The 7440-nt window shown below is 57.2% G+C and carries 8 protein-coding genes and 2 pseudogenes; 7 read left to right on the forward strand and 3 right to left on the reverse strand.

All coding sequences use genetic code 11. The annotated features are described in order from the left end of the window. A pseudogene (locus IQ273_RS27885) lies at window positions 1-887 on the forward strand (dolichyl-phosphate-mannose--protein O-mannosyl transferase); the annotation flags it as partial. Between the two features lie 5 nt (window positions 888-892). Here IQ273_RS27885 and ribE read toward each other — a convergent pair. Next, a complete protein-coding gene (gene ribE, locus IQ273_RS27890; RefSeq protein WP_194026389.1) occupies window positions 893-1549 on the reverse strand; it encodes a riboflavin synthase in 657 nt (218 codons plus the stop codon). A 303-nt stretch (window positions 1550-1852) separates the two neighbouring features. On the opposite strand from ribE, the gene IQ273_RS27895 reads away from it, so the two are divergent. Continuing rightward, window positions 1853-2377, forward strand: a complete 525-nt coding sequence (locus IQ273_RS27895) for a bifunctional nuclease family protein (RefSeq protein WP_194026390.1) — start codon at window positions 1853-1855, stop codon at window positions 2375-2377. Window positions 2378-2472: 95 nt separating this feature from the next. Continuing rightward, on the forward strand, window positions 2473-3597 hold the full coding sequence (locus IQ273_RS27900; RefSeq protein WP_194026391.1) for an aldo/keto reductase: 1125 nt from the start codon (window positions 2473-2475) through the stop codon (window positions 3595-3597). Here IQ273_RS27900 and IQ273_RS27905 read toward each other — a convergent pair. After that, a complete protein-coding gene (locus IQ273_RS27905) occupies window positions 3594-4121 on the reverse strand; it encodes a GNAT family N-acetyltransferase (RefSeq protein WP_194026392.1) in 528 nt (175 codons plus the stop codon). The genes IQ273_RS27900 and IQ273_RS27905 overlap by 4 nt on opposite strands. A gap of 105 nt (window positions 4122-4226) precedes the next feature. Between IQ273_RS27905 and IQ273_RS27910 the strand changes: the two genes are divergently transcribed. The 3 genes and pseudogenes from IQ273_RS27910 (at window position 4227) to IQ273_RS27920 (ending at window position 6391) form a co-directional block, all read left to right on the forward strand. Then, window positions 4227-4736: a GNAT family N-acetyltransferase gene (locus IQ273_RS27910; RefSeq protein ID WP_194026393.1), complete on the forward strand. Its 510-nt coding sequence runs from the start codon at window positions 4227-4229 to the stop codon at window positions 4734-4736. Between the two features lie 136 nt (window positions 4737-4872). Then, window positions 4873-5712: pseudogene (gene map / locus IQ273_RS27915) on the forward strand (type I methionyl aminopeptidase); the annotation flags it as partial. A 136-nt stretch (window positions 5713-5848) separates the two neighbouring features. After that, entirely contained in the window at window positions 5849-6391 is a 543-nt protein-coding gene (locus tag IQ273_RS27920; RefSeq protein WP_194026395.1) for a RidA family protein, read from the forward strand. 4 nt (window positions 6392-6395) lie between these two features. Here IQ273_RS27920 and IQ273_RS27925 read toward each other — a convergent pair whose 3' ends face one another. Continuing rightward, complete coding sequence (locus tag IQ273_RS27925) at window positions 6396-7106, reverse strand: GDSL-type esterase/lipase family protein (protein WP_194026396.1); 711 nt, start codon at window positions 7104-7106, stop codon at window positions 6396-6398. A gap of 234 nt (window positions 7107-7340) precedes the next feature. On the opposite strand from IQ273_RS27925, the gene IQ273_RS36075 reads away from it, so the two are divergent. Beyond that, window positions 7341-7440, forward strand: a 100-nt coding sequence (locus IQ273_RS36075) for a transposase (RefSeq protein ID WP_194021068.1), incomplete at its 3' end; no start/stop codon positions are given.

Consider the following 7440-nt stretch of genomic DNA (forward strand, 5'->3'; position numbering starts at 1 on the left):
GGCTGGGGCTGGGGCTGCTGGGCCAGTGGGCCTGGGTAAGAGCGGGGCGATCGCAGCATCCCGCTCGCTGGCGCTGGCTGGCCGGGATCGCGCTGGGGGCAGCCATCAACGTGAAGTGGAACTGGGCCGGGTTCTGGCTGGGCCTGTTTCTGTGGGAAATAGCGGCCGGCAGGGCAAACGACCGTTTGCCCCTACGTATGGATCTGCCCTGGCGCAGGCGGGCGGTCTACCTGGGTGCGATTCCCCTGGCGACCTACATACTGTTGTGGCTACCGCATCTGTTGCTTACAGGCGAATCGTTGGCGAAAATTCACCAACAGCTCTGGTCTACTCACCAATCGATCGGGGCGAATGGCAGCCACACCTACTGCTCGCCCTGGCAGAGCTGGCCGCTGATGGTGCGCCCGGTGGCCTACTTTTTTGAGCGAATGGAGGGCACTGCAACTACCATTCACGCCATGGGGAACCCGGTGCTGTGGTGGTTGTCGACAGCGGCGGTGCTAGCGCTGGCCCTCGGCTGGCTGGGGCGACAGGTTGTCGCTAATACTAAATCCGCCAAGACACCCCGTAGGGGCACAGCATGCTGCGCCCCTACCACCAGCGCGGTGGCATTCATTTTGATTAACTACCTGACCAACTGGCTACCTTGGGCAATGGTGAGCCGCTGCACGTTTTTCTATCACGCGATGGGAATCGCCACCTTTGGCACCCTGGGGCTGGCCTGGCTTATGGCCCAGTGGCTAGAAAATCCTCGCGATCGCCCGCTGGCCCTGGTGCTGCTGGGTGCGATCGCCCTCAGCTTTTGGTTCTGGCTGCCGCTGTATTTGGGATTACCCCTTTCACCCGAGGCCCTCCAGCGCCGCTGGCTGCTGCCGGGGTGGATTTAACCCTCTCAATACCCGTGCTCGGCCAAAAACTCCAGAGAAAGGCCATCACCTGTCGGTGCATCTCCACCAGCCACAAATTTCTCGACGTACTTGCCCAGCACATCCCCTTCTAAGTTCACCGGTTGGCCGGGGCGCAGGTGTTGCAGCGTCGTTTCGTGGTAGGTCACGGGGATCACCGCTGCCGCGAACCAGTCGCCGCTGGAGCTACAATCGGCCACCGTCAGGCTAATGCCATTCACCGCAATGCTGCCCTTGGGCACAATGTAGCGAGCCACCCGGCGATCGCCTACCGTAAAGCTCAGCCGCCACGAGTCTTCGGTGGCAACAGCCGATTCAAGATGGCCCTGGCCATCAATGTGGCCCGTCACAAAGTGGCCGCCAATTTTGCTGCCCACTCGCAGCGACGACTCTATATTGACTAGGCTGCCGTCGGCCAGCCGACCCAGGCTGGTGCGATCGAGGGTTTCGGGCGAAACTGCTGCCACAAAGCCATCGGGCAAAATGGTTTCTACGGTTAAACAAATACCGTCTACAGCAATGCTATCGCCCAGGTCTACGTCGGTCAGGGCTGGGGGCAGGGACGCGGTCTGCCAGCGCAGGTAAACCTGAGTATCGCCCTTGTGAAAGAGAGTGCCCGTAGCTTGAATCAGTCCGGTGAACATGGCCGTAACCTTAAGAAAATTCTCAGGGAAGCTGCGGCCCGTTGGGGCGCAATCAGGGCATACTTTAAATCAATAATTCTTTTCTTTAGAGTATCTCGGATTCAATCGGCCAATAGCTAAGCTTTAGATAGACTAGACAAGACCCAATACCTACTACTGCTTTAAAAACGCTCCATTTCGCTCCTGCCGAAACGCCGTCCATAGCCGGTTACACAATCAGCCTAGTACACTAGTAGAGCTATCGCTTCCAGGCTGACAAGAACGCTAGAGCACGCCAGTCAACGGATCCAAGAGGCCAAGCCAATGATTGAAATGAGAGTCGCCGGGATTGCCCTAGATGCGATGTCGCGAACTCCGGTGATTTTGCTCAGGGACACCACCGATCGCCGTCAGGTACCCATTTATATCAGCCGCGAGCAGGCCAACTCCATCATCGCAGTGCTGGAAAATCAGCCTGCACCCCGTCCCCTTACCCACGATCTTTTTGTCAACCTGCTCGACGAGTGGGATATGACCCTGGAGCGGGTGGTGATTCACTCGCTGCAAGATAACACTTACTACGCCCTGCTTACTCTATCTAGGGGCGAAATTCGCCGTGAGTTAGACTCGCGCCCCAGCGATGCGATCGCGATCGCGCTGCGGCTCGATGCCCCAATCTGGGTCATGGAAGAGGTCATCGCCGAGGCCTCGATTCCAGTCGATCGCGATGCCGATGAGGCTGAAACCCAGGCATTCCAGGCGTTTTTGGCCAATATCAACCCCTCCGACTTTACCCACCGGGGCAAGTCCTCTACAAGCAACGATACGCTAGAAAGCTCTGACTCCTAAGGGCTTTGGCTTACGGTATAAGGTATAAGGCCCAGGGTTTAAGGCTGCCCCTTAGACCTAAAACCCTATACCCTGTACCCCTAAGCCTCCCAACTATGGACTATCGGCGGTTTGGTCGCACGAACCTATCGCTCTCGGTGCTGTCGCTGGGCACCATGCGAGCCCTGGCCTCAGAGCAAGTGTTTCAAGACACGCTTACTGCCGGGCTGGCGCTGGGCATTAACCACATTGAAACGGCCCAGGGCTACGGCACCAGCGAGCGCTGGCTGGGCAGTTTTCTCAAAACGGCGGTGCCAGACAACCTGGTAATCACAACCAAAATTCCGCCCCAGCCCGATGCTGCCGCGATGGCCCAGCGTCTAGAGGAATCTTTAGAACGGTTGGGGCTTGACTTCATCCACTGTCTCGCTATCCACGGCCTCAACACTCCCGAACACCTGGCCTGGGTGAATGATCCGAAAGGCTGTATGGCAACCGTGCGGCGGTTTCAGGCTGAGGGCAGACTTGGCTTTGTCGGCTTTTCGACCCACGGCAGTCGAGAGGTGATTGAGGGGGCGATCGCCACCGACCAGTTCGATTTCGTCAACCTGCACTACTACTATTTCTTTCAGCGCCATGCCCCAGTTCTCGACCTAGCTATCGAGCGAGATATGGGCATTTTTATCATCTCCCCCGGCGACAAGGGGGGCATGCTCTACACACCGCCCGCTAAGCTTGAAGAACTTTGTGCGCCATTTACCCCGCTGGAGTTGACCTACCGCTGGCTGCTGGCCGACCCACGCATTACCACCCTCAGCACCGGCCCCGCCATCCCTAGCGAACTTGCCTCTTTAGAAACCTTGGATGATCGCACCCATCCCCTCACCGCCGCCGAACTCGCCGCCCTCGAACGGCTCTCGGCCGAGGAATCTTTAGTTCTAGGGAGCGATCGCTGCGCTCAGTGCTACGACTGCCTGCCCTGCCCAGAAGCCATCAATATTCCAGAAGTGCTGCGGCTTAGGAACCTAGCGGTGGCCTACGACATGCAGTCCTTCGGTAAATACCGCTACCGCATGTTCGAAAATGCGGGCCACTGGTTCCCCGGCCGCAAGGCCAACCGCTGCACCGACTGCGGCGACTGCCTGCCCCGCTGCCCCGAAAAGTTAGATATTCCTGCCCTGCTGCGCGACACCCACGATCGCCTGCAAGGCCCCGCCCGCCGCCGCCTCTGGGGCGACTAGGGTTCGTAGTTCCAGGACACTTCCGGTAAGTTTTTCACCACGTCGACTAGGGGTTGGCCCGATAGTTCTGCCAACCGCCGAAACGCGCGGCCTGACACATAGCATTCAACTGCTGAAAAACTGTGGGCACAGCGCTGATAAAATCGTTGAGCGCTGGGGTTATCAACAGCTCCACCGGTAATATACTCACCGCCTTGCTGCTGGACCTGGATGGCGATCGCCATCACAAGCTGCGCCGCTACGCCCCTACCGCGATGGGCCGACTCAACAAAAAGGTCAATTACCGTCCCACCCTTCATACAGTGGTGCAGGTCGTAGTGAGAGGCCCAGGCCGCAAAGGCGATCGGCGTTAACGGTTCTGTCTCCGCCACTACCAGCTCGAACTTGGCCCCAAACCCATCTTGGGCTAGTTTTTGGGAGGTACCACCCCAAGGGCGCTGAAAGGTCTCCTGCATGTACGCCTCTAGCAAGGCTGTCAGACTAGGCAGGTCGTCTAAGGTTGCTGGGCGTACCTGGTAAGGCATTGCATAATCATCCTCACGCTTCCAGAAACAAGCTCTGGTGAGAGCTCAGCTGCTACCATTCTGTAGTGCAAAGCGAACAATCGCTATGACCCGTGAGGGTACTTAATGGATAGCCCCATCACCATCGAGTCAGCGAAACCCGGCGATGCCCAAGCCCTGCTCGAAATTCACGCAGCAGCAGTGCACCGAACAGCGGCCCCCTACTACTCTCAAAAGATTTTAGACAACTGGGCACGACGGCCCATTACGAGCGATCGCGTCGAGCGGGTCAAACAGCGATGGATTGAGAACCCTGACCACCGCATCGTGGTGGCAAAGCACAATAGCCAGGTAGTTGGGTTTGGTTTTATCGATGGCCATGGGCAACTACAGGGGCTATACGTGCATCCCGACTATGGCCGTTGTGGTATCGGTGCTAACTTGCTTGCGGCATTGGAGCAAGCGGCCGTTGCGCTGGGCTTAAAACACCTCCAAGCAGATGCCTCCCTTAACGCGGAGGGTTTTTATCGCAAACAGGGCTTCGACGTCATCGAGCCGGGTGTGCATCGGCTTGGCTCTGGCCAAGAAATTGCCTGCATTAAAATGCGCAAGCCCTTGGTAAACCATGAGCAGTAGAACGTCGGTTGCTATACTAGCGGAGTGGCATTTTTAGCATCATACCCAGGGAATCACTGCTGGGCAGGAGCGGTCGGGTTAGACCCTCAATGTTCCTACCGCCGAGAAAATGCCTACCCTATAGCCAGGGCAGTCACCCCCCAGCCATTCACCTAGAGCCAAAGACACCGTGGAAGAACAAAAACAACCCTCTGAAGTCATCACTCTACTCTCTAGCCGCGAGCTAGAGAAAATGCGCAAAGCCTGTCAGCTTGCCGCCCAGCTGCTCGACTACCTGACGCCCTACGTTAAACCCGGCATCAGCACGCAAGAACTCAACGACCTGGCCGAAGCCTGGACTCAGAAGCATGGCGCTAAAAGCGCACCCCTGGGCTATGCCGGTACGGTAATGCCCTTCCCTCGCTCCATATGTACTAGCATCAACGAAGTCATCTGCCACGGCATTCCTAACACCGAAGACGTGCTGCGCGACGGCGACATCATCAATATCGACGTCACCCCCATTCTCGACGGCTACCACGGTGATACCAGCCGCACCTTTTTAGTGGGCGAACCTTCCCCTATCGCTCGCCGCCTAGTTGAAGTTACCGAAGAAGCCATGTGGCGCGGCATTCGGGCGGTTAAACCTGGGGCACGGGTAGGTGACATCGGCGCTGCCATTCAAGAATACGCCGAGGGCGAAGGCTTTTCGGTGGTGCGAGACTTTGTTGGCCACGGCGTACACCGTATTTTCCACGCCGCGCCCCAAATTCCTCACTATGGCGAAAAGGGCAAGGGCAAGAAACTTCGCCCCGGCATGGTCTTCACCATCGAGCCGATGATCAATATCGGTGCCTACGAGGCCGAAGTTTTGGTAGATGGCTGGACGGCCATTACCGTCGATCGCCAGCTTTCAGCCCAGTTTGAGCACACCGTTGTTGTAACGAAAGACGGCGTTGATGTGCTAACGCTGTCGCCGGCTAAGGTGTTGGCCTAGCGATCGCGGCACTGCACATTTGAATCAAATCAGTGGCTGTGACTCTGCTCAGCCACTGATTTTTATCCCTCTAGCGGTGCCTACAGACTCACAAAAATAAAGGTATGCTAGGGCTGTTTTTACGTTAGGCAGAGCAATGGTGCGGCAGCGGGCATTTTCGGGTACCCCTTGGGAAGAGAAAGTCGGCTACTGCCGAACGCTGCGGGTCGGTCAGCAGATTTTTGTTTCTGGTACCGCCCCCAGTGATGGCGAAGGGAACACCTTTGCTCCGGGCGACGCCTATGCCCAAACCCATCGCTGCTTTGAAATCATTCAGCAGGCTCTAGAAGACTTGGGGGCCAATCTCAGCGATGTGGTACGAACCCGCGTTTACATCACTGATATGAACCATTGGCCAGAGGTGGCTCGTGCCCACCACGAGCTATTTGCTGACCATCCACCAGTCAACACTACGGTCGAAATTCCGGCTCTGATGAACCCCGACATGCTCGTAGAGATTGAGGTAGAGGCCCTGTGCGAAGAAACCTCGCCGCAAAAACCTCTCGCTATTCGTTCCCAGAACCGAACCCAAGCTCAGCCCCAAAGCCGTCCCCAGAACATGATTTTGGGTCGCCCCATTCAGCCAGCCAGCCTGCCACCCGTAACCGCCTCAGAACTAGATGAAGGCTGCCTCGACTAGGCGACTAAGCATACCCCTTGGGTAAATCTACAGCGGTTTGAAAGGCATCCCAGCTCAAAATGTCGTGCAGCAGCGCCTGGTAGCCTGCCACATTGGGGTGCAGCCCATCGACAGAGATTAGCGGCAGCCACCAGGGTTCGCCCCGGCCCAGCCACAGGTTTAGCACGTCCAAGTAGGGAATATTATGACTCGTACAGGCCAGGCGGGTAGCCTCGCGGTAGCGCCATTGGTCGCTGTGGGTGTAGTAGAGCACTTCCGAGAAGGGCATAGCCTGTTCGTTCACCGGGGTCATACCGACAAACAGTACCGGGCACAGCTGTCTTGCCTCCGACAGCAGGTTGTTTATTTGCCCCTGAAACTCATCAAAATCGGTGCGATTGCGGCCCAACGGATTGCCGATCCGAGCCGAGTCGTTAACGCCTACCAACAGCACCAGCAAGTCGGGCACCCGGTTGCGAATTTCACCCCGGTAGCGAAACTCTTGGTCAAGGCGCTGTTTTACCTGGCTTACCCCGTCGCCACGCACCCCAAGGTTATAAAACACGGCCCCCTCGCGCCCCGGTGCCATGGTCAGGCGGCGCAGGCGCTCGACCCAGCCGCCTCCCTCGGGGTCACCAAAGCCGTATACCAGACTATCGCCCAGCACCAGCACCTTTTGGGGATGGGGCTGTTTAAGGGTGATACCTGTAGTCAGGCTGGGGTGAGAGGCAAGCATAGGGTTGGTAACGTAAAGAATATATCGGGGCGGATTGAGCCGAACTCAATGCCAAGCTGGGCGAGAGTTTGTTTTAAAGTGTTTACATATTACCCCCCCAGGTGCCTAGTGCTAAGAGAGAACCTTTACGCCGACCTTAAAAAAAGGGCTCAATAGGTGTTTCAGGGAGGTGACCTGCAAGCAGATGATGTATTCGCTAGGCTGAACACTAAAGTGCACCTGCTCTGCGATCTCATGCTAACCCTGACACACCTTTTGGAAGAGGCCAAGTGCTACGACAGCGTTCGGACGTTGCGCTGGCCCGACGGCGTTATCCGGTGTCCGAAGTGCGGCT

Origin of the sequence: Nodosilinea sp. LEGE 07298 (assembly GCF_015207265.1) — a bacterium.
Taxonomy (GTDB): Bacteria; Cyanobacteriota; Cyanobacteriia; order Phormidesmidales; family Phormidesmidaceae; genus Nodosilinea.

What these genes read in the sequence shown, in the direction of transcription:
- IQ273_RS27925 (WP_194026396.1), bottom strand. Translation starts at nt 7,106, where the DNA reads ATGCTTGCCTCTCACCCCAGCCTGACTACAGGTATCACCCTTAAACAG.
- IQ273_RS27895 (WP_194026390.1), top strand. Translation starts at nt 1,853, where the DNA reads ATGATTGAAATGAGAGTCGCCGGGATTGCCCTAGATGCGATGTCGCGA.
- IQ273_RS27900 (WP_194026391.1), top strand. Translation starts at nt 2,473, where the DNA reads ATGGACTATCGGCGGTTTGGTCGCACGAACCTATCGCTCTCGGTGCTG.
- ribE (WP_194026389.1), bottom strand. Translation starts at nt 1,549, where the DNA reads ATGTTCACCGGACTGATTCAAGCTACGGGCACTCTCTTTCACAAGGGC.
- IQ273_RS27910 (WP_194026393.1), top strand. Translation starts at nt 4,227, where the DNA reads ATGGATAGCCCCATCACCATCGAGTCAGCGAAACCCGGCGATGCCCAA.
- IQ273_RS27905 (WP_194026392.1), bottom strand. Translation starts at nt 4,121, where the DNA reads ATGCCTTACCAGGTACGCCCAGCAACCTTAGACGACCTGCCTAGTCTG.
- IQ273_RS27920 (WP_194026395.1), top strand. Translation starts at nt 5,849, where the DNA reads ATGGTGCGGCAGCGGGCATTTTCGGGTACCCCTTGGGAAGAGAAAGTC.